This is a genomic window from Aquirhabdus sp. (assembly GCF_046462495.1).
GTDB lineage: Bacteria > Pseudomonadota > Gammaproteobacteria > Pseudomonadales > Moraxellaceae > Aquirhabdus.
The window spans coordinates 294,196-316,275 of sequence record NZ_JBKGVE010000003.1 but is presented as its reverse complement, the minus strand read 5'-3'; the positions used below and the strand labels follow the sequence as shown (position 1 = coordinate 316,275).

The window sequence follows — 22,080 nt, the reverse complement described above, 5'->3', positions numbered from 1 at the left end:
TTTACTCCTTACTGCTTTGCCCAAAGACACCGCCACGCACCAAGACTGCCATCACGTAGTGTTCTTGCTCTTTGCTCTCAAGTTTTTCACCTTGAGCAAAACGGTCAAACAACGTGTAAAAATCAGATTTCTGCTTTGGATTGCGAAATGCGACACCAAGGTTCGTCACTGAGCCGTAGGGTTCAATCGCAATAGGACCAACGCCTTTTCCAGCATTTTGGTAGTCGGGATACCATGTGTCGATGGTACGTATCGCATTGCCTACTTTCTGTGAGTGTATCGCCGCGACGTTATTGACATGATAAAGAATTTTACTCTTACTCCCTTTACCCTTATCCAAGACCAACTCTTCGGAAGGATAGACCTCTTGTGCTTGTCCGACTTTGGCGTATGCCGTGATATTTAGAAGTAGGAAAGGGGTTTTGCTGGACAAAGCCTCAGCGATCTTTGCTGCCAATGATTGGATATCGTCATTTACACCATCAAAGTTGCGTAGAGAGTAATCGAATGAATTAAAAGTCCATGTTTGCTCAGCGACTTGTACGACGACTTCAATATGCTCTGCTCCCACACGGTTACGCCAGAAAAAACGACCGTTGGCAAGATTCAGGGCATAGCGTTTGGCAAGTTCGGTAAATCCTTCTTGTTCAATATACTCAAGAGCCGCCTTTTCATAACTTGCTTTAAATATCGCATTATTGCAAGCCGATGGTTTCTCGACTTGTCCCAAAACTTTTAGTGTAAATTGGAGTTTGAGCGTATCTTGTCCTTCACCTAATGCACAGGCATCCACTTTTTGAAGGTTTGCTTTTTCTACTTCAGCATTGAGTTTGAGCGGATCATTGGCAACTGCTGATTTCAGCCGATTAGAAATGGTTCCGCGAACTGATTTCTCAATCAAAGCCAGCGGAGTTGCTTTTTGAGTCAGTCTGCCATGCCATGTCGTGCCGTAAAAAAAAACATCTGAGCAGACTAGTTTTTTCTCAAATGAAAGGACTGAAGCGATTTCTGTTTTAGCCATGTTATTTATCCTTGGTTTTGTAAAAGTGATTAAACGTGATTAAAAGTTGTTGTTTGAGTCATACACACATATAGCCCATGCTCGGATTGCGCATGGTATTGCCAAAAAATAGAATCAAAGCCATCTATATCGATGCGATAAGGCATCACAAATTCGCCCAGCGTGACGACGCTTTCTGCAAAGCAGTGTGGTGTATCGGCATCACGCTGATTGATCGCTTTGCCAAGAGGTGAAATACTCTGAAACCCTACCGCGATGGGCACGAGCCATCCTTTAGATTGCCTAGAGGCTGTCCATGTGACCTTGCCAGATTCATCTTCATGTGCACGGTGCCTGATTTTCAGATGATCTAATAGTGCATCCAGCCCATCTCTGCCATCCTGCATGGATTGAATCATTAGGTCTCGACGTTCAATTAGTACATGACCGAGCATCAGCCGTTTTGTGGCTTTCTGCACGGAGGTTTCATCTTCGTCGTCGACTATTATCACTTCAGCGGGTTTAACCCCCAATACATCGCCACTGGCCATTTTTAATGTCGGTAGGATCAGGTTGACCTGATCGGTCAACGTTTGTACATCGTCGTTACTTACCCCTGTGTATTCGATGAGCAACGAAACCGTGAGATGACAACGAGCTTCTTCGATAAAAGCCGGGCGATTACCGTCTTTATCCAAAGGATTCGCAGTGCCGATGATGGAGTGAATATAATCATCACTGCCTTTGTAGGTTTGCAAATCAAATTGATGGCAACTGACAGCAACGCGCTTGAGAGAAAGTTCGGTCATGAGCGGGTGGGTTTGCAGTCGTCGTTGCAGTGCGTGTACTGCACCTAGCCATGCTGTCATAGCAGGGAATCCAATGGTGTAGGGACTGCTCATGGCATTGGCATTGTGAATCTTGAGCTGTGGAGTGAGCAAAAAACGTCTGGTACTCATTCAAAGAACTCCTGATGATCTAATGCGTGCGTCACAAAGTCCTCCATCTGTAACATTTCTGCATCGCCTAATTTAATGGCATTATTTTTAAGGGTATAAACATAGGCGCTCATCAACCACCGCGCAAATACACGAGAGACATCCGCTATCCAATCATCATCGACTTGTCGTCGCTCGGCATGGTAATCATCTAACCAAATTCGTTGGCTGAGGGGTAATGACTTATAGTGATCTTTTTGTGACCAACCATTTTTATAGTCGCGGATTTGTTGTGCTTGCTGGATGACCATCAAAATCACATAATCAATCAATTTTCCGATAGCAGTACGGACGGTTTTATTATTGGGGATATCTTCTTGCATCAATTCATGCAATGATAAAAAGGCTTCTGATAGGGGACGGAGTCGTACACTATTTCTAAAAAAATCAGAGGTGGGCAAACGAATCTCGCGCTGTTCTATGCTCGGCGGTGCGCTCATCAACAAATAAGCCCGTCCAGCATTTTGGCTGTTCAACACACTTACGTTCTGCGGCTGGGTGCCTCCATACGCGGTGACTGTCAGGTTCAGCACATCATCAAAACCAGTCTTATGATACTCAGCTTTTCTTCGAGCCTCTTTGGCTGACTTGGTTTCATCAGAAAAACGCATGTGATCCAAAGTGTTTTTAAGCCGGGTCAGTACTCCAGATGGGGTGAGTAATGATAAGAGATGGTATTCATTTTTACCCACCGGGAAAAAAACTTGTTTGAGCAATCGATCTGTTTTGATACTGCGTTCATCACTTTGTTTAATGGCCAATAGACCCGCTTTTAAATCTGCGTAACTGGCGGTTGGTATCTGCATCAAGTTTTGGACTTCCTCACTGTCTTCATCAAGGTGTGAAAGTACCGTCCGTCCGTCTTGCATGGAGAGGTTCAAGAACTTATACACGTCCATCGCAGCAGCATTGCCAAATACATCTAGGTCATATGCCATATTGCCGGTTCGGAAATAGCCATCATGCCGTTGCTCACGTTGGGCGATGATTGCCGAGCTTTTGGCACTGGGATGACTAAACTTGCTGGGATGACTCACCATCGACAATTGCGATGCCCGTTTGGCTGCGTCAGGGAGCCAGTTAGCGAGTGAAAAGCGATCTTCTGCTTCTTGTTCAATCAATGCCTGTGCATCAGGCGCTAAATCGGTTTTGAGCTTTGCCTTGAGCCAAACAGCCTTTCGATCATTAAAAAAATCAGTAACGTGTTGAGACATGATGATTGCCTTGAATGTTTAAGATTGGAATTGTTGTAGTTGCATTTGCTGATGATTGTTATCCTCTAATTCTTTGGATGTTTATGCGTGTCGTTTTGCTGATTTGAAGAGGACATCTTTACTTCTTTGATCAACTATTCCATATGATCAAATATACATCAATTTTAATTAAAAAATGCCATTGTATGTCCTTCTTTAAAAAAATTGTATCAATCAGGAAGGAAGAGTATTATTTGTAGTTGCCGTATAGGTAACTTAGTAAATTGTCTGTCCTTTTTGAACTTCACCGCCGTATAGGCGGCTTAGAAATAAGCAACCCTCAGCAGTTCAGGAGTTTTTAAATTGAACACCGTATAGGTGTATTAGTAAGCTATTAAATCTATTGGTAATATTTTTAGGTTTAATGGCCTTATCAAAAGCATTATTTTCTTGCTAAGGGAAATAATCCCAAGTCATCAGAATAACTATAAGCGTTTGTAAATTGATCTTTCTCTCTGTCTGGCATGGACATCTCACCATAACGCTCTGATTTCTCCTGCATGATACGTTGTTCTTCTGAATTTAATTTCTGATCTAAATCAAAGCCGCAATGTTGCCTAAGGACGAATTCATAATCACGGTTCAGCCACAGACGGCTTTGTTCAAGTGCAGTGAAAGGTGGTACATCGGTAATGCCGAGCATTGAGGCACATGAAATCCATTCGCCACGTTCTCCCTTTTCATAAAATTTTAATCGTCCTTCGACCCAAAGCAGGTAAACGTTGATGTCTGGGTTATTGGCACGAAAACGATTATTTTGTTGGGGAAGCGCCGTCATCCACCAGCATTCATGGAGCCAAGATTGTAGGGCTTGAGGCCCTTGAGCATTATAGTCCGTGAGGGTGTTTCTGATCGCTTGGTGCTCAAGATCAGCTAATTGAATTTGCGGTTGCAGCGGTAGGGATTGGTAAATGCGCGGGATGGCAGTAAGGCTGTGTGCAATACCTTGCTCATCAAGTAAAACATCTAAATTCCGTGATGTTAAGCGCAAATTTTTCCCTTTTTCATAGCCGGGGCGTATAAAGACCGGTCCTTGATCATGACGTAGCGCCCTTAAGTTGTATTGCATCAGTGCAATATTGGGCTGGTCAATGGCAGTATCACGATGCCGCCGCACACGTCCTGCCATTTGAATAATAGAGCGATAGGACGAGGGTTCTATAATCGCCCAATCAAAATCATGATCCCGACCCACTTCTTCGACAGGGGTGGCGACGACGATAAAAATAACGTTTTCACATGGGGTTGAGTCTAAATACTGACGAATTTTTGGGAGGTTAAACGCTTGAGGAGGTTGCCCCGCCGACTCCTTGCGTTTAAGCACGCTATCCAGATGTTTTTCTTGTTCGTGACGTAAAAGCAATATTTGGCGACTGTGATAAGCCATGACTTTAGGGCTAATGTCTTCAGACCATTCACATTGCAATAAATAGCGAGTGAGTTTGACGCAAGGGGGGATGTTGGCTACACGTATAGCACCGAAGGATACTTTTTTACCTGTTTTTTCATCAATCGTATGATGATACTCATGCAGTTGTACGACGGTACGTTTGATCAGCCCGAAGTAAGCCTGTTCGATACTGATCTTAAGCTCCTCACTGATCTTTTGCTTATCATTTTGGGGTTTACCGCGCAAGAATAATTCATCGCAGCGCACAATCATGGCTTTGCGTTTAATCGGTTGATCGATCAGTTTGGCTATGCGTGTTTGAATAAATGTATGGTGCTGCATGGCATATTGTACACAACGTTTGTCTTTGACTTCATCTGCCCATTTGATTTGCGTTGTAAACTCATCAACCCATGCACAGGCGATACGAGCATCTGCACCCATAAAGTGATGGTGTAGTGTCCACCCAGCCTGATAGGTATTAAAGAAACCTTCGGCTAGGGCAGGGGGTATCGTCGCTGATGAAATCATTACTTTGCGACCAAGCATCCCAGCGAGATGAATTAATCGTCCGATTGCGATCAAGTCTTGTCCTTCAAAATCATCGATTTCATCAATCACCAAATCAGATGAAAGCAGTCGCAGGCAAGGTAAAATATATTTGCCACCTCGTATTGTTTCTGTTGCCGTTATCACATGATCGATCGTACAGGCCAGCACAGGCTTATATAGGAACGCTTTGTTTTTCTGGGCCAGATTTGACTTATGCTTAGGGAACAGAGTGTCCAAGAAGTCTGCGGTCGGAGCATCGGCATAATTCAAGTCTTCAAGCAGTAAAAGTTCTTGTGATTCTGAGCCTTCTTCCTCAAAACTAAGGTCTTGTGAATTTTTTTGTCGTTGCTCGTGCAGTTCCTTGACGGCAGTTGATCCAATTAATACTGCAAGTTCACCGTCATCTAAACCAATACGTTGGCGATATTCATCGCCAGTTTGTAGGGTTAGTGTACGTAGCCCGAGCGCAAGGATAAATCGTAGTGAATTGCCATCGGATGATAGCGCCCGCATGATTTTGGCATTGGCGACTGTTTTGCCGCATCCAGTGCTCGCCATATTGACAATAAACCAGCCATATTCTTTTGCGTTGGGATTCTCTTGTTGAGTTTTTTTGATAAAAGTTGTGAGTTGGTTGTTGGCATGATCTTGCCATTCAAAACCTTGCGGGCTTTTCTTCTTGAGTTGTATAGGAGTGTCTGCACTATCCATATCCGTACTAAACCGTGATAAAGATTGGGCTATACGCAAAGCATTATCTGAGACCCGAACCAAATGCTCGTCCAGTTTTTGTTTCAATTCAGACTGATGATTGTGGGTATGCGTATTTGCATATAACTCAATGCCACTATTCCATTGATCATCTTTGGAACAAGAGGAGTAATAGTGATCTCCAAGCATCAATGATAAGCGTGCATGATGGAGTACAACACGCCAAGCACCATTTTCAAGAACGTCCCGAGCCATTTCTTTTTGAGCCCATAGCCGTGATGACCATTTTTGTAGGGCTTTATTCCATGCTTGAGACTGACTGATTAAGCCATAAGGAAATTCAAAACAGGCATCAAGCCGTTTGGGATCGTTTTCATTGGTATTCTGATAACCCCAATTCGCGTTAATGCCTCTTAAAATTGATGAGATCGTATATTTACCTTCACCGTTGTAGCTGGCTTTTTCAAGCAAAGCAGGCATACGATGATGCGTAACGATAAGCCATGAGACTAATTGTGCTAATGGGGGAAGATCATGTAAGGGGCGAGCTGGATTTTCTTTTACTGCTGCAACCAACGATTCCTCATGCCAGTTGCCTTTCATTAATAAAGCAAGCCATTTTTCATCGGTCGAGTAATCCCCTGAATGCTGCACCAACGCATGAAGCAATAAACATGAAATCCATTCGTGCCTTAAGGGATCTCCTAACCTGCTAGAGTTTTTAAGTTTCTGTTGAAATAACAATGTTGCTTTACCCCAGTCATGGAGTAATGCAGACAGAGCGACTAAAGATTTAATGAGCGGTAAGTAAGTCCAGTTGTTTTCCCACTCGGCATTCAAAACATTGCGCTGTGTCACATTGACGGGAACAATGCCTTCACTATTAAATCTTTTTCTATTGCCTACAATCCAAACCAGATCACTTCGACTACGTGACCGTGCCCAATGACATGCCACGGCGGTATTTTTAGTTGCCGTTTTACGTAATAGGTTCTTAACAGTAATCAATCCATCTTCAGTGATCACAGTTTGCCATGCATTGCTACCTATACGATCTGCAAAGGCATCCAGTACACGGCGAGTGCGTGCAAGAGCTTTCTTTTCGCATTGGCTAATGAAAGTGACTAACATCATTCACACCTCTGGCCAAAGCTACAGCTTTTACTTGTTCAAACATAAAGTCGAGGGCTTTATGTTCGGTAAACTTCTGCAAACATTGCTGTCTGAACGCTTGCTCGCTGGCTTTTTCGCTTGCACAGATAAATGCTAAAGGCAGCACAATTGCATCTTTAATCAAGTCCGCGATATCAAATACCAGTGCGCCGCGTCGAGTTTTGCCGTGCATCACCGCAAAACCATGCGGAATGCCCAGTACCCATAATGTGGTTGCGGCAAGCCCATAGGCTAAATAATTACCATGATTTAAGAACTGATTGGTTAAGTCAGTGGCATCATGTGTGCGGACAAAGTTAGATTGGCGTGTCCACTGTGCAGCTTGGGCATACAGTTTTTTAGTCAGCTGTGCTTCATTGAGTAGGAGCTCACCGACGGTCTCGCTCTGTTTGTTGCGATTTAAGTAAGTCAATAATACTGTCGAGATGTCACTATGATTAAATCCCTCATTTTTAAAGTCTCTATCCTTACCCCAAATATATTCGATGAAACCAATCCGTTTTGTTTGAAAGAATTTGGCTGCGTGCAAACGTTTTGATTCATCAAACCAGAAACTCAGCCAGCCTTGCACATATTCAGTAGGACGGTACTCGCTTTGTGGTGTGAGCCATTCAATTTCAGAGCCTGCAAACAAAGGCGTGCCACCACCGCCACAAAAGCCGATAAGTACACCTGCACTAGTGATCATGCGCATGGCTGCTTGAGTGATTGATGTACCTGTACCCAATAAAATTACGGTCGTATTGGCAATAGGAATATTCCAATAGTGATTTTCACTCTTAGCTTCAGTAAGATATAAAACTCGCCCATCTTTTTGCATGACACGACAGTATTCGAGGTAGTAAATATTAGCACGCTTAGAATGCAGAATAGCCTTTAGGTCTGTTAATTTTTCCATAAATACGCCTGTATTATATGTGAAAGTTAATAAGTGTTTATATTCTAGCTATGATGGGCAGGCTGTCATTTTTTTAAATAATGCTAGTTGTGTTTATTTAAATTCAAATTTATTAATTTGTAAAGGTTTTTGAGTTTTTAATTTAGAATAGATACGCAACTTTGGGTTTAGAAACTTTTATTCGTAATCATATTATTATGCTTCAATACTCTATATGTGAATTTCAAAAATATGTAATGCATCATAATGTATTGGTTATAATAATATAGCTGTTGTCTTTCGACTTATAATGTAAATATGATTTTTTTAAATATCTATAGCTTTTACATTGTATTTCAGACCGAAAATGATGCTAAAGCATGTTGAATTAATTCTTATAGATGCATCTTGGTTGACCTATATTCTTAGCCCTAGTTTTAAATTTTTAATTATCATTGACTTATGAGTAGAGACAAAAACATTCCTAAAAGGGGTTATTTTTAGGCTATCCTCTGTTGTAGTTAACTTTTTTAGCTGTTTCTTTGTGTTAACCGCCGTGTAGGCGGCTCAGAAGACCATGGATCAGACAACCTGTCTTTGAGTTCAGTTAACCGCCGTGTAGGCGGCTCAGAAGCTCAGTACCAAGCGTTTTATACAGAGGAACATGTTAACCGCCGTGTAGGCGGCTCAGAAGCACTACCCGCCGCAACCACAGCCACCGCAACACGTTAACCGCCGTGTAGGCGGCTCAGAAGAATACCGATACAAACGGGTAAGCCTATCCACTGTTAACCGCCGTGTAGGCGGCTCAGAAGGTCAAAGGCTATAAATGTTCCCGCTGGTACGAGTTAACCGCCGTGTAGGCGGCTCAGAAGTTCCATGCAATCCCAATGTTCCCCCTACAACTGTTAACCGCCGTGTAGGCGGCTCAGAAGATCAAAAACCGATGCAATATTCCTTCTCGGTGGTTAACCGCCGTGTAGGCGGCTCAGAAGGCTAAATAGCGGTTTTTTTACGCCTAAATTTCGTTAACCGCCGTGTAGGCGGCTCAGAAGTTCATATGAGACAGGCAAAGCCATACGCCATAGTTAACCGCCGTGTAGGCGGCTCAGAAGCATGCGTCCCTTGTGGTCTTTTCATTGCTATTGTTAACCGCCGTGTAGGCGGCTCAGAAGAACAGGGCGAATAATTTCCCAGTGTCGGCCATGTTAACCGCCGTGTAGGCGGCTCAGAAGTTGGGTATGCTTGACCGTTGTTATCCTCCCTTGGTTAACCGCCGTGTAGGCGGCTCAGAAAAGTAAGGCTCACCCTGTTTAAGCTGGGCTAGTGTTAACCGCCGCTTAGACGGATTAAAAATCACATGATGCATATCAGTTGTACAATGCTAACTACCTTCTCAACACCCTCGGCTCCTCCTCCCCAAAAATCTGCAACCGCAGCGCTCGAAGCTTGGTGTCAATCACCCGATGCTGCTGTTCTCGATCTCCCTCGGTCTTCATCACATCTTCAATAATCTGATCCGATGCGACAGCATAGTCCTTGAGTTGTTGCTGCTGTGCTGGGGTGGGTGGGAGTTCGCGTTCAACATTGGCTTGTCTTAACGACTGCCAGATTTCAAAGTTCATCGCTTCACGTCGTGTTGGGTCAGGTTCTACATAAGGCGTGAACTGCTCAATTTGCTGAAAGACTGAGCGCGGATCAGCGCCATCAGCAACAGACGCTTTTAGCTTATCGATGATGGTTTGTGCAGTTTGTTTGCGTTCAGCGTCTGAAAGGGTCGATACGTTTTTTGAAAAGTGCTCCATGTCTGTAGAGACAGAGGATGCAGGATTTTGAACTTTCATTGCAGGTTCTCTTGACACGATGGAGGCAGGAGTTCCAGCACCCGATGAGGCGCTGGCATTCGTGATGGGGTTTGAGGAAGGAGAAAGAGCATACAGCGCGAATGCCAAACCACAGCATAGCGCCCCGATAAAAAACCATACCCTCATCGACTTCATACACGCTATCCTTGATATGTTTTGCTAAACCACGGCCCTGAATGCAGGTCTATATACTAGACCTGATTGATATTCAAGAGTGGGTCGGTTTTACTCAAAGCACCGGTCTCTACATGTCCTGCCAGACGACGCAAGAAGTTAGCAGAAGTGTTAGTTGCTGTGGCGCTGAGATCATACCAGCCTTGGCTGCCTTGAACATTCCATAAGTCCTGAATAGTACTACCCACGCCGATGTCATAACTGTGCGCCGCTTCGCTGCTATAAGTCGAGTTGGTCTGTACGGTGACTCGGCAGGGCAGGGCGCCGTTATTCTTGATACTTAAGTAGATGTTGCCATCCGCTTTATAGACCAAAGAAATTACTGGTTCAGCGCTTTGAATGCCAGCATTAATATTGCCAACGAATTCCCGGTAGAAGCCATTTGGACCACGAACCTGAAAGCTGTAGTTGCCACTGGCATCCACCAGTGCAGAGAGATCATCACTGATGGTTTTGCCTAGTGTGCTGCCATCGCTTTGTGTCACGAGATAACTGGTGACGGTATAGAAGCGTGGCGTGCTGCCATTGGTGGCATGAACCTGGAAAACCGCCGCAGATTTACCGTCTGGATTGCCGGGCAGTGCCTTACCGTTGTTGGTGAGGAGCAGAACCAGTTTATTCGTGGCTTTAGTGATGACAACATCAGCGTACAGTTCGTAAGGCACCGCTAAGGCATCACGTTGACCAAATTCTTGTCCCGGTAAGCCCGTTGGTGGATAAGACCAGTAATCTGGGTTTTTGTAGTAATACTGCTTATTGTAGGCATCCAGCATTTGAGTGTTGGTTTGTGCGACATTGGTTAGCGCAGACTCCACGGCAGGATTGCCTTGCCCAGTAAAATCAAAGAGTGAGGTTAAGTCGCCACACACCGCACGGCGCCATGGTGAAATATTGCTCTCAATCACCCCAAAGCGTTTTTCCAAGAAGCGCAGCACTGAGGTATGGTCAAAGACTTCAGCACTGACTTTGCCGCCTTTTGACCATGGCGAGATTGCCAGCAGGGGTACGCGATATCCTAGTCCGATGGGGAGCTGACTGGATTGTTCGATTTCACCGACGGTGCTGACGGTCGAGAGTCCTGTTCCAGCTTTCCATGGGGGAACTGCTGCTGAGACATGATCATAGAAGCCATCTCCTTCATCATAATTGATGATAAAGACAGTTTTTGCCCATACCTCTGGATTACTGGTCAGCGCCTCAAGGATTTTAGACACGTAGTATTCACCAAAGGACGGGCCCCACCATGGATGTTCGGAGTAGCAGTAAGGAGAAATCAGCCATGACACTTGCGGTAGTTGGTTGTTTAAGACATCCGTGCGCAGCTTATCCACGCCACGTGCGACCATAGCACGCTGCCAAAGATCAGAGCTTGTGCCCGCGTTCTTGAAGTTTTTAAACCATGCTAAGGCATTACAGTCGTAGTTGTTTTTTTCTTGAATCGTGTATTTGCTAAAAGGATTGATATAGAGCGACCATAGTGACGATGATTGATAGCCTCCTTCCTGATAAATCTTCCAGTTAATCCCTGCTGCACTCAAGCGTTCTGGATAGGTCATCCAGTCTACAGTGCCGCTTACGCCAATGGTGCCATCACCCATGCTGTTGGTCGTGTTAACACCTGTGCCATCACCTGTAGGGGCGGCACGACCTGTCATATGATAGAGGCGATTGGTATTGGTCGGACCCAGCATCGATTGGTGATAGGCTTCACATAGGGTAAAGGCGTCAGCCATGGCATAGTAATAAGAGATATCACTGCGTTTGAAGTAACCCATTGCGGTTGGATATTGGATCGTCATCCATTTGTCATTGCGACCTTCGTTCCATACGCCATGGTAGGGGGACCAGTCATGATAATTTGACGCTTCCCACTGGGCGTAGGTGACCTTGGTGTCCCAGTGATAAGGAGAGTAATCGTTATTATTATAGTACTGGTACCAGACGGGTTTACCATCCTGACGCTTCAGCACGCGCGGGTCATTAAAACCACGTACACCATTCAAATTACCAAAGTAGTGATCAAAAGAGCGATTCTCTTGCATCAAGATGACGACATGCTCGACATCTTGAATCGTACCTGTACGAACATTCGGTGCAATCGCCAGAGCCCGTTGAATGGTTTCTGGGAGTAATCCTGCTGCCCCGGCTAGAGTTGCCAATTGAGCGCTGTGCTTTAAGAACAGGCGGCGATTAATATCTTGTGGTTTTGTCATTTTTTCTTCCCTAAAAGTTAATATTCAATCTGTCTGTAGATTAAACGCGCATTATTTCATCTCAATTGCAGAAGCCTAGATAAATCTAAGATTAAGCAAAAGAACATTACAGGCCTATTCAAGAGATATTAACGGACAGTTTTTTTAATGCATTTCAATATAAATTCTAATCGTGCTGAATGGCTGAGATGGATCATGTAAGCAACGTGCTTCGGTTTTCCCCATAAATGAGATTTTTCATCACCATGGTGTTTGCATAGAGCGTCGCTAATTAATCGTTTCTTGTCATTCAAGCATTTAGCGGGATGTCCATTTCCATGCTTCTTAAATTGTGGTCAAGCATGCCGAATCTTTGTTCATCATATTTGACCGGAACGAGCCATTTTTTTGGCATTTAACGCCATAAGTAAAGTCGTATGGATAAATGGATAGGGAAAAACTGAGGTGCGGATGATCTTTTGCAGGAAATGAGGTGGATGGGTGTTTCGAGTAGACTGAAATAGATGAGTGACTGGTGTTTGATTTGCCCAACCTGCATGAGTACCATCTTTCATGCCATTGCCGCATAACAGGCATAAAAAAAGCCTTCGCAATCATGCAAAGGCTTTCTTTAGTATCTTAACACTGGTGGGTCGTGCGGGATTCGAACCTGCGACCAATTGATTAAAAGTCAACTGCTCTACCAACTGAGCTAACGACCCGTTTCAGTGAGCGCACATTCTATCAATTTTTCAGGGAAAGACAACCAAAAATTAACGAGATATGATTCGTTTGAACATAAAAGAGTCATTTTTGCTAAAAAAGATGAAAATAACCGGCTTTATGAACAAACAAACAGCAATTCTCTGTTTTTTGAGTGTAATGCCCTAAAAGCCCTGCTGATCAATCTCTAAACAAATGATGAGGATAGACGAAAAAAAGGGCAGTTGATGCTGCCCTTGATTCGACTACAGTCTAAAAAATTAGAAACGATACTGTCCGATCTGGATGCCTTCAAAGACTTCTGGGGTGATTGGAGTATAGCAAGTGCTGCCCGGTAACCAGACCAAGAGGGGATCAGTGGTCTTGCTAGGATCAAAGGCTTCTTTCTTGAGGTTGTTCTTTTGGTACTTGAATGTGCCTGTGGTTTCCATCTGTGCTTGAACACGAATAAAGACCGGAACAGCAAAAGCAGGCATGCTGCCTTTAAAGAAGGTTAACAGTTCAGTGTAATCAACTTCTGTATCTGGGGCAGGGGTGATGGCTACCATACCCGCACGACCATTGGTCCCTGGAATCTCAACGCCGTATACCACGGCTTCAGAGATAGCCGGGAAGTCAGACACACAGTTTTCGACTTCAGTGGTCGAAACATTCTCACCTTTCCAGCGATAGGTGTCGCCTAGGCGATCAACAAACTGTGCATGACGGAAACCCAAGTCACGGATTAAGTCACCCGTATTGAAGTAGCGGTCGCCTTTGGTAAAGACATTTTCCAGAATAGTCGCTTTGTTCTTTTCAGGATCGGTATAACCGTCAAAAGGTGAGGATTTGGTGATCTTACCGATCAACAAACCGCTTTCGCCTTTTTTCACTTTGATCATGAAGCCTTTCTTGTTCAGAATCGGCTCATTTTTCTCTTGGTCGTAGCGCACAATCGCGTATGGGACCGGTGAGAAGCCCACTGTATTTTCAAAGTTGAAAATATTGCTAAAGCCCACGTTGCCTTCGCTCGAGCCATAAAGTTCAAAGACTTCCTCAACACCAAAGCGTTTTTTGAAGTCGTGCCAAATGCTGGCGCGTAGACCGTTACCGACCATTTTGGTGACGCGGTGCTTACGGTCTGCGGAATCCATAGGAGAATCCATCAGGTAGCGGCATAGCTCGCCCACATAGCCAATCGCAGAGGCATTATATCGGCGTACATCCGACCAGAACTCACGCGCTGAGAATTTACGACGGATCGCAAGGCCACTGGCCCCTGCAATGACCGCAGACCAGCATACAACCATAGCAGTCGCATGATAGAACGGCAAGGTGACATACATGATGTCATCTTTGTTCAGATTCATGATATGACCGAAGGTCCCGTAGCCTTTCATCCAGCGACCATGCTTAAACACCACGGCTTTTGGCAAACCTGTGGTCCCTGAGGTATAGATGTAAAATAATCCATCCTGATGAAAGACTTCATAGCTGCTGGGTGGATTGAAACGGGGTTGGCTGGTCAGTTTGTCAGCAAGATTTTGGTAGCCAGCAGGTGCTTGAACTTGTGGGCTTGGCTTACGAGTATCTACATCTGCCAGCCAGAAAAATTGATCATCTGCGAGTTCTAGCGTTGAGCGTACATCTTCCAGAGGCCCTGTTAGCTCATCACCAACAATGATCATTTTGGGTTTGACCAGATTAATACTGTGGGTCAAGCCTTTGCCGGTTTGTGAACAGTTGACGAGGGCAGCGATGGCACCCACTTTGGCACAGGCCAGAGAACACACCAACAGTTCAGGGCGGTTCTCAATAAAAAGGGTGATGACATCGCCTTTTTTGATGCCTTGGCTTAACAAGTAGTGCGCAATGCGGTTGGCCCATTCGTTGAACTGGGTGTAGGTGAATTGAGTGTCTTTATAATATAGCGCAATGCCGTAAGGGTTGCTGCGGGTGGCTTTTTCGAATTCTACGCCGAAACCTGTGGGGTTATTAGGACGGGAATCATTAGCGAGGATTAAACCATGTGCAACATGGGGAAGTTTTTTTATCAGATTGGGAATCCGTTCAGCTACATCGGTAATCGTAATCACATCAGAGTGCGCGGTTTTACGTTTACTTGTGAATAAAGACATAAATGGATTCCTGTAATCAATCTAAACTAATCAATACGCTGTCGCTTCAATTTGAATTTTTTGCTGCATACAGCGGTGATGGCTAATAGTGCCAGTAGCATACCTAAACTATTTGGTTTTCGTATTAAGTTTCATAAAGGTATGCTTAAAAAAAACCGACCACTCATTATATCAAGTGATCGGTTGCTTTTTGGGTTTTACTCGACGGCTGGAGCACGTTTTTTTGGAGGACGTCCGCCAGTACGTGGACGACGTGGACGACCACGGCTATCCAGATTCGAGTTTTCAGGTTCATGGGAGTGATCATCATCTGATCCTTCCGCACTTTCGACGAGGTCATCACCGTCTTCTTCATCATGCTCAGCATCAACTTCTGCTGTGACAGGTGCTGATTCAGCTTCTGCGACAACTTCTGTAGGTGTTGCAACTGATTCACTGACTGCGGATTCAACGGCTACCGTTTCGGTTGAAACAGCAATGGTCTCTTCAGCGGCAGGGAAGATCAGATTGGCTTGCAAGCCTGAGCTGACTACAGGAGCTTCAGCGACTGGCGCTTCGTCCACAACAGCAACTGGTGCTGTCACGACATTTGAAGCGGTCTCTGTTGCTTCCGCAACTACCTCAGGCGGTGCTTCAGTCGTAGCGACTTCTTCTGTAGTCTCGACAGCGACTACATCAACCTCGGCTTCAGTTGGCTCTGGGATACCCGCTGCCGCACGTGCTGCGGCTTCAGCGGCCAAACGACGACGCATACGCGGGTCATTGGCTGCACGTGGGCGATCAGCGACTGGCGGTGCAATCACTTCAGTAGTCATCGGTGGTAGTGAGGCTGCTGCAGTAGCAACTACTGGCGCTGCTTCAGGTTCACTTGTAGCAGGTGCGGCTTCTTCGGTGATGACCGCAGGTGCAGTGATGACTGGGCGACCATGCAGTGCTTTTAAGAACGCTTCAACAACGCGGCCTTCAGCAAGCAGGGCAGTGCCTTCTGCACCTAATACGTCAACTACATATTCACCAACCGAACCGTGTACAGCGACTGGTTCAAAGTGAACAGCAGGTTCAACGGCAGCAACTGCTAAGACAGGTTCAGGTTGATCCAGACCCAATTCACGGCGGCGGCGGCGTTCACGTGGATCGTTGGCGGCGCGTGGTGCTTCAGCGGCGATGGCCGCAGTCACGTCTTCAGTCGGGCCATTTTCATGAACGCCTTCTGAGGGTTCTACTGCTGCATCCACTTCAGGCACTTCACTGATCAGTGGCGTCGTGCTGGTGGCTGCTGTGTCATCCAGACCAAAGACAACGAGATTGCCTGTGCCTTGCTCATCGCCATTGGCAATCACTTGAGTTGTCAGTGGGTTTACTACAACTTCTGCAATTGCTGCTGGTGCTGCATTCAGCTCAGCGACTTGGACATCTGCGGATGCTGCGTTGTCAGCGGATGGTGCAAGTACACTCGCATCACGTTGGCGAGGCCCACGACTGTTGCGATTGCTATTACGATCACGGCGAGGCGGAACATTACCTGAGTTGTTGGACTCCGGTGCTGCGTTGACGTCGCGTTCGACATTTGCGACATCGTTTTGGTTCGCGTTTTGACCGTTGTTTTGTCCACCACGGCGGTTGCGATGGCGCGGTGCTGGGGCTTCGTCGCCGAAGGCAGCGTTGTCAACGGGTGGTTGGGCAAACTGGAGGTTGTCGTTTGCGCCGTTATCGACGTTTGTGTTGTTATTGGGATTGTTGTCCCGACCGCGTCGATTGCGGTTGTTTCGGTCTCGCTTTTGGTTGGACCCCCCTTGCGGCTGTGCCGCTGGGGTTTGACCTGCTTGTGCTGCGGGCGTGCCCGTCGCATAGGCATTGGTTTGTACATCGGCAACCGCATGGCGATCACGTGGTGCAGGGGTGGTGACATCACCGTAAATCCCACGGCTCACTGCGCCGCCATTGACCAATTGTTCGATGGCACTGGCTGCATCATTGCTGCTTGCGGCACCTTGTGGGCGGGCTTGGCGTGGGGTGAACAGGTTTTCAAGCCATGCGAATTGAACGCTGGCAGGTGCTGCTGGCGCAGCGGCTTGTGCTTGCGCAGCAGGAGCGGCGCGATTTTGACGTGCAGGCGCTGGGGCTGCAACTTGACCGGGTTGTTGCCAATCGGTTTCATAACCGAGGGCTTCATCACGTTCGATCAACTCGTAGCTTGCTGGCGCATTGCCTTCACGGTTAAAGCTGATGTGATAGTGCGGAGTTTCCAGATGTGGGTGCGGCAAAATGGTAATGCGGCAACGGCTGGTTTGCTCTAGGTAAACGAGGGAGTCGCGTTTTTCATTCAGCAAGAACGCTGCGATTTCAATCGGTACTTGCAGTTGGACTTCGCCTTGACGCTCACGCAGTGCAATTTCTTCAATCGCACGCATGATGGACAGAGACAATGAACGTAAGTCACGAATCATGCCCGTGCCATGGCAACGTGGGCAGACGTAACCCGTCGCTTCTTCCAGTGATGGACGCAGACGTTGACGACTCATTTCAAGCAGACCAAAGCGTGACAGTGAACCGAATTGAATGCGGGCACGGTCGCTTTGGGTGGCTTCTTTCAGACGCGCTTCAACGGCACGCTGGTTGCGATCTTTACCCATATCGATAAAGTCGATAACCACCAGACCACCCATGTCGCGCAGGCGCAATTGACGGGCAATTTCATCAGCCGCTTCAAGGTTGGTATTGAGGGCAGTATCTTCAACATCGGCACCACGTGTGGCTTTAGCAGAGTTGATGTCGATAGAGACTAATGCTTCAGTTTGATCAATAACGATCGAACCGCCAGAAGGTAGTTTCACTTCACGTTGATAAGCCGTTTCGATTTGGCTTTCGATGCCAAAGCTTGCAAACAGCGGCTCATTGGCCAAGTGTTTTTTGATTTTTTGAATCTGATGCGGCATGACCTGCTGTACGAAGGTATACGCTTCGTTATAAGCCTGTTCATTATCAATCAGGATTTCGCCGATATCGTCACGCAAGTAATCACGCACTGCACGGGTAACGACGCCCGCTTCTTGGTGTACGAGCATTGGCGATGGGCCAGATTGCGCCAAGTTTTGAATTTGTTGCCAGAGACCGAGCAGGTGTTGCAAGTCTTGTTGTAGCTCTTCTTGGCTACGACCAATTCCTGCGGTACGCACGATCACACTCATGGCACGAGGTACTTCAAGTGAGGACAGAATTTCTTTCATCTCTTCACGGACAGTGCCCGCGATTTGACGGCTGATACCACCACCTTTAGGGTTATTTGGCATTAATACCAAGTAACGACCCGCCAGTGAAATGAATGTCGAGAGGGCAGCGCCTTTGTTGCCACGTTCTTCTTTTTCAATTTGAACGAGCAGTTCAGTGCCTTCGGTGATCAATTCACGGATATTGTTGGTTGAGCGCGGATCTTTGCTGAGGTATGAATTGGCGATTTCACGCATCGACAGGAAACCCTGACGCTGTGAGCCATATTCAACAAAGACTGCTTCGAGAGAAGGTTCAACGCGCGTGACGCGACCCTTATAGATGTTGGATTTCTTTTGTTCGCGGGTGCGGTTTTCTAAGTCAAAATCGTAAAGACGGTGACCGTTAATCAGTGCGACGCGAATTTCTTCGGCATGTGTCGCGTTTATCAGCATACGTTTCATTGCAGTGTGACACCTTTATTTGGTGCGACACACACGGCAGACGGTGGTCTCTTGCAAGATCATTCAACAATAATACGTCTAGCAAGTTCTGAATTATTAGCGCGTTAGAAACCAGTCACATGGACTTTTGGTAAAAGCATGTAGTGCAAAAGATTTGGGTGTAAATCCTCATCTTGCTGCATAGTTCTATTCATTACATCAGGCAAAGCCTGATTTGCGCATAAGTCATTCATTCATCTCTTTGCTGCTTAAAGTCGAAGTTCAATTAAACAGCAAAGCAAGTATTTTGGGTGTAGTCAGTATCAACATCAGTGTCTGTGAATGGAGTGCGGAATGATGCAAGGGGCTTTAGACACTTGTGATTACATGGCTTTGTTGTAAGCAAAAACCATGAAGCGTACTGTGCTCTTCCTTGCCTGTCATCAGGCTAAACCAATCAAGCATCGATGCAAATACAGGCAATCAACCTGTCTGGTGTGCATCGGTTTTATGTGTGGCTCTTTGCCATGCATCTAAACAATCAGGGCAAAAAGAACCGTTAACCGTGTTGTTACTCTTCACCGTTGATCTATTTACACGGTTGTGTACATAAATCTGTGTCGAAGAGTTAAGCAAGAACGGGTTTTGTCGATATACTAGAAAGCCTCGACGGGGCGTATTTGTCCGGATAGTCATTAGTTGCTTTGGATTTCAAGCAGGCTAGACCGTTTTCCGTGCGCCGACTATAGCAAACCTTTGGCAACAAGCATACATTTTCATGACAACTTCTCGCGCACAAACATCAAAAAAACACCGCTCTGATGCGGAAACCCCGTCAAATGACGATTTCCGTGGCAAAGAGCAACCCGCTTCTGATAAGACTCGGGTGCGATCAACGCACGCTCCATCGCGCCGTGCACCGTCTTCATACCCAACTGACAGCCGTCGCTCAGAAGCTTTTAAACCTAAAAAACGACCCGCGCGTCCGCAAACCGAAGATTCACGTCCAAGCGAACAGCGCGCTGCGCCATCTGCTGCTGAAAATCGCTTAGAGGCAGGTATTCGGGATAATGAGCGTGTATCAGGCGGTCGCCGTGGCGGTTCTGGTGAGTCGCGTGGTCGTCCAGATTCCCGTGGCAAGCCGCAATTGCGCTCACGTGCAGGCACCTTTTTAAATCGCAACCAGCAAAACAAGCATCGTGGTCCTGATGCACCGCAGCAACCTGAAGAACGCAAACGCATTGATACGCGCTCTAAGCCTGCAGCCGCGTATAACGATGAAGAAGATCCAGAAGATGCGATTTTCGGTAGTGCGGAAACTGCGGTGTACTGGAAGTATCAACCTGTAGATACTTCTGAGGTCGTTGAAGAACTGTCTGAAAATGGTACGCCTAAACCAAAAGCACAGTTTGTGCCTGCACAAACCAACGTGCCGCAAGTCACGTGGTACACCGTGGATGAAGATTTTGATGGTCAACGTCTGGATAACTTCTTGGTCGCCCGTCTAAAAGGCGTGCCCAAGACCCGTATCTATCGCTTAATCCGTGAATCGCAAGTGCGTATTAATAAAGGCCGTGTCAAACCAGATACCCGCATTAAAACCGGTGACTTGATTCGTGTTGCGCCGATCCGTATGCGTGAGATTGGCGCGCCGCCAGTCATTGGGCAGAATCTTGCGGATAGCTTACGTGAACGTATCCTTTATGAAGATGAAGGCTTAATCGTCCTGAATAAACCCGCAGGACTTGCTGTACATGGCGGCAGTGGTGTGGACTTCGGTGTGATCGAAGCGATTCGTCAGACCTTAGGCAAGCCTTATTTAGAGTTGGTGCATCGTTTAGACCGTGAAACTTCAGGGTTACTGATGATCGCCAAGAAGCGCTCAACCCTTAAAGTCCTGCAAGACTATCTGCGTGAAGGCAAGATTCGTAAGACTTACCTTGCCATCGTGAAGGGTGTAGTCACACTCGATAAACAGCGTGTCGATGTGCCGCTTGCTAAAATCGAATTGCCTAGCGGAGAGCGCCGAGTACGTGTGGCGACTGATAAAGACAGTCATGGCAAAGAAAGTCAGACGGATTTTGTGGTCGTCGAGCGCTACGCGCATGCCACATTGGTTGAAGCGAGTCCGTTGACTGGTCGTACCCATCAGATCCGTGTGCATGGTTTGTCGATCAACCATCCGCTCTTGGGCGATGATAAGTACGGTCACGAGCGTCCGTACCAAGGTGCTGAAGCACGCCGTTTGTGCTTACACGCTGTGCGTCTGTCTGTTCCCGGCTATCCTTTGTTTGAATCACCAAAGCCAGATGACTTTGTGACTTTGATTGAACAGTTGAAGGGTGAAGTGAAAGGGCATCGTTGATCGTGTTATGCACGCTCGTTTGCTTTGCGGCTAAACGCAGAGACGGTTTTAAATTTTAAATCAAAGTCGCCAAAGCATCATGTCTTTGGCGATTTTATTGGTAAAGAGGATGATGAGTGCATGTCTGAGATTGGAACATACCGTTTTAACAATAATCTAAAACTCGCCATCTTTGATTGGGATGGTACTGTGATGGATTCGGTGGGGCAAATTGTGGCGAGTTTACAATCAGTTGGACGTCATTTTGACATCGATCTACCCGCCGCAGCGGCACAGCACATCATTGGACTGGCACTGCCTGAAGTGATGCATCGTTTATTCCCTAATCATGCGGATCGCCATGATGAAATGCGTCAGGTTTATGCCAAGCATTATCATACCTACAACAACATCGCCCCTGTGTTTGCAGGATTAACAGATGTCCTGGATGAGCTGCGTGCACGTGATATCAAGATTGCTGTGGCAACGGGTAAGAATCGTAACGGTCTGGATCGTGTGCTTGATCAAAGTGGACTGCGTGACTACTTCGTGATGACACGCAGCGCCGATGAAGCCAAGTCCAAACCCGATCCGTTGATGTTGACGCATATCCTTGAGGCAACGGGGATCGATGTTGCTGACGCGGTGATGATAGGTGATACCTCATTTGACTTGAAGATGGCGCAAGCATTGGATATGCCGAGAGTGGGCGTGCTATGGGGCGCGCATTCTCGTGAAGAGTTGGCAGGCTGCGCGCCGACAGCACTGGTCAGTACGGTTGCGGAGCTAGGGCAAGTCTTGGGTAATACTACTAAAGTCAGTCAAAGCGTTTAAGCCTATTTTCGGCAATCTTGCCAATTCGCAAAAGAATCCCTGCGCATGCATTCGTATGAGCAGGGATTCTTTTTTGTATTTAACCACCCTATATATAGCTGTTTTGTGAATATCGATTGTTTGTTGATTGACTCCCCTGATAGAAAAGCCTATTTATTGTGATGAGGCGTGTTGAAATCATGGGATGAGCATGCGGTCTATGACCATCTGTAAACCATTTAAATCAA

12 protein-coding genes, 1 tRNA gene and 1 CRISPR repeat array are annotated in these 22,080 nt (G+C 46.4%); of the genes, 2 read left to right on the top strand and 11 right to left on the bottom strand.

The features are described 5' to 3' along the window. Position 1: 1 nt before the first annotated feature. The 11 genes from csy3 to ACLHG7_RS03010 form a co-directional block, all read right to left on the bottom strand. Positions 2–1,021, bottom strand: coding sequence for a type I-F CRISPR-associated protein Csy3 (gene csy3, locus ACLHG7_RS03060; protein ID WP_410209582.1), 1,020 nt, complete (start codon positions 1,019–1,021; stop codon positions 2–4). 29 nt (positions 1,022–1,050) lie between these two features. Continuing rightward, positions 1,051–1,959 (bottom strand): type I-F CRISPR-associated protein Csy2, encoded by a 909-nt coding sequence (csy2, locus tag ACLHG7_RS03055; RefSeq protein ID WP_410209581.1) that lies wholly within the window; start codon positions 1,957–1,959, stop codon positions 1,051–1,053. Further along, complete coding sequence (csy1, locus tag ACLHG7_RS03050) at positions 1,956–3,212, bottom strand: type I-F CRISPR-associated protein Csy1 (RefSeq protein ID WP_410209580.1); 1,257 nt, start codon at positions 3,210–3,212, stop codon at positions 1,956–1,958. The genes csy2 and csy1 overlap by 4 nt, the downstream gene beginning before the upstream one ends. 421 nt (positions 3,213–3,633) lie before the next feature. Next, a complete protein-coding gene (cas3f, locus tag ACLHG7_RS03045) occupies positions 3,634–7,035 on the bottom strand; it encodes a type I-F CRISPR-associated helicase Cas3f (protein WP_410209690.1) in 3,402 nt (1,133 codons plus the stop codon). After that, complete coding sequence (gene cas1f / locus ACLHG7_RS03040; protein WP_410209579.1) at positions 7,016–7,975, bottom strand: type I-F CRISPR-associated endonuclease Cas1f; 960 nt, start codon at positions 7,973–7,975, stop codon at positions 7,016–7,018. The genes cas3f and cas1f overlap by 20 nt, the downstream gene beginning before the upstream one ends. A 525-nt stretch (positions 7,976–8,500) precedes the next feature. Further along, a CRISPR array of direct repeats spans positions 8,501–9,250; the repeat unit is 28 nt; unit sequence GTTAACCGCCGTGTAGGCGGCTCAGAAG. A 92-nt stretch (positions 9,251–9,342) separates the two neighbouring features. Beyond that, on the bottom strand, positions 9,343–9,954 hold the full coding sequence (gene plcR / locus ACLHG7_RS03035) for a phospholipase C accessory protein PlcR (RefSeq protein WP_410209578.1): 612 nt from the start codon (positions 9,952–9,954) through the stop codon (positions 9,343–9,345). Between the two features lie 56 nt (positions 9,955–10,010). Beyond that, positions 10,011–12,206 (bottom strand): phosphocholine-specific phospholipase C, encoded by a 2,196-nt coding sequence (locus tag ACLHG7_RS03030; RefSeq protein ID WP_410209577.1) that lies wholly within the window; start codon positions 12,204–12,206, stop codon positions 10,011–10,013. 359 nt (positions 12,207–12,565) lie between these two features. After that, complete coding sequence (locus tag ACLHG7_RS03025; protein WP_410209576.1) at positions 12,566–12,760, bottom strand: hypothetical protein; 195 nt, start codon at positions 12,758–12,760, stop codon at positions 12,566–12,568. A gap of 71 nt (positions 12,761–12,831) precedes the next feature. Continuing rightward, positions 12,832–12,907: transfer RNA gene (locus ACLHG7_RS03020), tRNA-Lys, on the bottom strand. 261 nt (positions 12,908–13,168) lie between these two features. After that, on the bottom strand, positions 13,169–15,025 hold the full coding sequence (locus ACLHG7_RS03015) for a long-chain-acyl-CoA synthetase (protein ID WP_410209575.1): 1,857 nt from the start codon (positions 15,023–15,025) through the stop codon (positions 13,169–13,171). Between the two features lie 197 nt (positions 15,026–15,222). Beyond that, positions 15,223–18,696 carry a ribonuclease E/G gene (locus ACLHG7_RS03010; RefSeq protein WP_410209574.1) on the bottom strand — a complete coding sequence of 1,158 codons (3,474 nt, stop codon included), beginning with the start codon at positions 18,694–18,696 and terminating at the stop codon, positions 15,223–15,225. Positions 18,697–20,086: 1,390 nt separating this feature from the next. On the opposite strand from ACLHG7_RS03010, the gene ACLHG7_RS03005 reads away from it, so the two are divergent. Next, the gene (locus ACLHG7_RS03005; RefSeq protein WP_410209689.1) at positions 20,087–21,040 is read left to right on the top strand and encodes an RluA family pseudouridine synthase; all 954 of its coding nucleotides are present in this window, start codon (positions 20,087–20,089) and stop codon (positions 21,038–21,040) included. A 120-nt stretch (positions 21,041–21,160) separates the two neighbouring features. Further along, positions 21,161–21,853 carry an HAD-IA family hydrolase gene (locus ACLHG7_RS03000; protein WP_410209573.1) on the top strand — a complete coding sequence of 231 codons (693 nt, stop codon included), beginning with the start codon at positions 21,161–21,163 and terminating at the stop codon, positions 21,851–21,853. Positions 21,854–22,080: the final 227 nt, after the last annotated feature.